The organism is Oscillibacter sp. CAG:155 (genome assembly GCA_000436875.1).
Lineage (GTDB): Bacteria > Bacillota > Clostridia > Oscillospirales > Oscillospiraceae > Oscillibacter.
This window is the reverse complement of record FR890935.1, coordinates 1530-3797: the sequence shown is the minus strand read 5'-3', so window position 1 is coordinate 3797 and position 2268 is coordinate 1530. Positions and strand designations below refer to the sequence as shown.

The 2268-nt window shown below is 63.8% G+C and carries 3 protein-coding genes (1 of these 3 cut by a window edge); all 3 read left to right on the top strand.

Features of this window, described 5'->3' with window-relative positions; all coding sequences use genetic code 11:
- Positions 1–341 (top strand): FAD-dependent protein (locus QZL67_RS07605; RefSeq protein WP_373887781.1); only part of this gene is annotated, 341 nt, incomplete at its 5' end.
- Positions 342–391: 50 nt separating this feature from the next.
- Entirely contained in the window at positions 392–1369 is a 978-nt protein-coding gene (locus tag QZL67_RS07600) for a D-2-hydroxyacid dehydrogenase (protein WP_022290132.1), read from the top strand.
- A gap of 86 nt (positions 1370–1455) precedes the next feature.
- On the top strand, positions 1456–2268 hold the 5' portion of the coding sequence (locus tag QZL67_RS07595) for an iron-containing alcohol dehydrogenase (protein ID WP_022290131.1). The gene runs 117 nt beyond the window's last position; 813 of the gene's 930 nt are visible here — the first part of the coding sequence; it begins with the start codon at positions 1456–1458; the stop codon falls past the right edge of the window.

The window sequence follows — 2268 nt, the reverse complement described above, 5'->3', positions numbered from 1 at the left end:
AGGGACCCGGCCGCGTCCTCCCCACCTACCGCCCCGCCGTCACCTGGACGGACCTGCACCAGTGCCTGCCGCCCTTTGTCTCAGAGACGCTGGAGCAGGCGCTGCCGCTGCTGGGCCGCAAGCTCCGGGGCTATGACGCGCCGGACGCCGTACTGACGGCGGTGGAAAGCCGTTCTTCCTCTCCTGTCCGTATCCCCCGGGATGAAACCGGGCAAGCCTCTCTTCCGGGGCTGTTTCCCTGCGGAGAGGGCGCCGGATACGCCGGCGGCATTCTCTCCGCCGCTGCCGATGGAATGCGGAGTGCTGAGCAGGTGTGCCGCCTGCTGGCAGACCACCGGTAATCCCCGGTGCCGCTTTTCTCAACAATTTTATCAAAGGAGGTCTCATCTTCATGAGCCGTGACATCTGTATTTATCAGGATTTTCTTTCGGAGGCCCACTGTGACAAGATCCGGCAGACCGCTCAGGCCGTAGGCTTTACCCCTTACTTTTTCACCGGCAGCCAGTTCGAGGAGGCCAGCGCCTGCCTGCAGCACTGCGAGGTACTCTATGCCCAGTCTCCGCAGCTGCTGCGCACTGCTCCTGCCACGCTGAAATGGTTTTGCAGCTCCACCGCCGGTGTGGACCCCTACTGCAAAAACGACGGCATCTTTGCAAACCCGGACTGTCTTTTGACCAACTCCGCCGGAGCCTACGGCGCCACCATCTCGGAGCACCTCATCATGGCGCTTTTGATGCTCATGCGCCGCATGCCCGCCTATCTGCAGGGGAATGCCCGCCAGGAGTGGACTCCCGCTATGGAGATGCGCTCCATTCAGGGCAGCCCCATCACCTGCCTGGGCACCGGCGACATCTGCACCACCTTTGCCCGGAAAGCCAAGCTGTTGGGCGCCGGCCCCATCACCGGCGTCAACCGCAGCGGTCGGGCCGACGGCAGCGTATATGACCGGGTGCTGCCCATCGCCCGGCTGGATGAGATCCTGCCGGAGACCCACGTGCTGGTGATGGCACTTCCCGGCACACCGGAGACGGTGGGCACTCTCTCCCGGGAACGCATTGCCCTTCTGCCGTCGGATGCACTGGTTTTAAATGTAGGCCGGGGTACCGCCGTGGATCAAGAGGCGCTGATGGAGGCCTTGAACGGGGAACGTATCGCCGGTGCCGCCCTGGACGTAATGGTGCCGGAACCGCTGCCCCAGGGGCACCCCCTGTGGCAAACCCGCAACCTAGTACTGACCCCCCACATCTCCGGCAACATGTCTCTGGGCTACACCCGGGACCAGGCCGTGGAGATTTTCTGTGAGAACCTGACCCGCTATGCCGCCGGGGAGCCGCTCCACCACCTGGTGGACCGCAGCCGGGGCTATTGAGCCGGTGATTTTCCGGCAGATGGGGCTGTGTGTCCTGCTGTCATTCTCACCCGATCCGTGCTGAACATTCAGAAAGGAGCCTTTCCATGAACAACTTCACGTTCTACTCCCCCACGCTCTTCGTCTTCGGCGACGGAGAAGAGAAAAACACCGGCGCCCTGGTGCGCCGCTTTGGCGGAACCAGGGTACTGCTGGTCACCGGCGGCGGCTCCGTCAAGCGCAACGGCGCCTATGACGCCGTGACCGCCTCTTTGCGGGAGTCCGGCCTTCCCTGGGCGGAGCTCTCCGGCGTCCAGGCCAATCCCCGCAGCGGCAAGGTATACGAGGGCATTGACCTCTGCCGTCAGGAGGGCTGTGACTTTCTTCTGGCGCTGGGCGGCGGCAGCGTCATCGACACCGCAAAGGCCATCGGCTTTGGTGTGCCCTACGACGGGGACTTCTGGGACTTCTTCACCGGAAAGGCCGTCATTTCCACTACGCTTCCGGTGGGCGTCGTGCTGACGATCTCTGCCGCCGGCAGTGAGGGGTCGGACAGCTGCGTCATCACCCAGGAGAAGGGAAATCTGAAGTGGGGCTGCCCGAAAAGCGATGTGATCCGCCCCAAGTTCGCCGTGCTGGACCCCCGCTTCACCTGCTCCCTTCCGGCGTATCAGACCGCCAGCGGCGCCGTGGATATGTTTGCCCATATCTGCGAGCGGTATTTCTCCAACACGCCGGATGTGGCCCTGACGGACCGGCTGTGCGAGGCGCTGATGAAAACCATTGTGGACGCCGCTCCCAAGGCCCTGGCCGATCCCAATGATTACGCCGCCCGGGCAGACCTGATGTGGGCCGGTATGCTGGCCCACAACAACAGCTGCGGCGTGGGCCGTCAGCAGGGCTGGGCCCGCCACCAGATG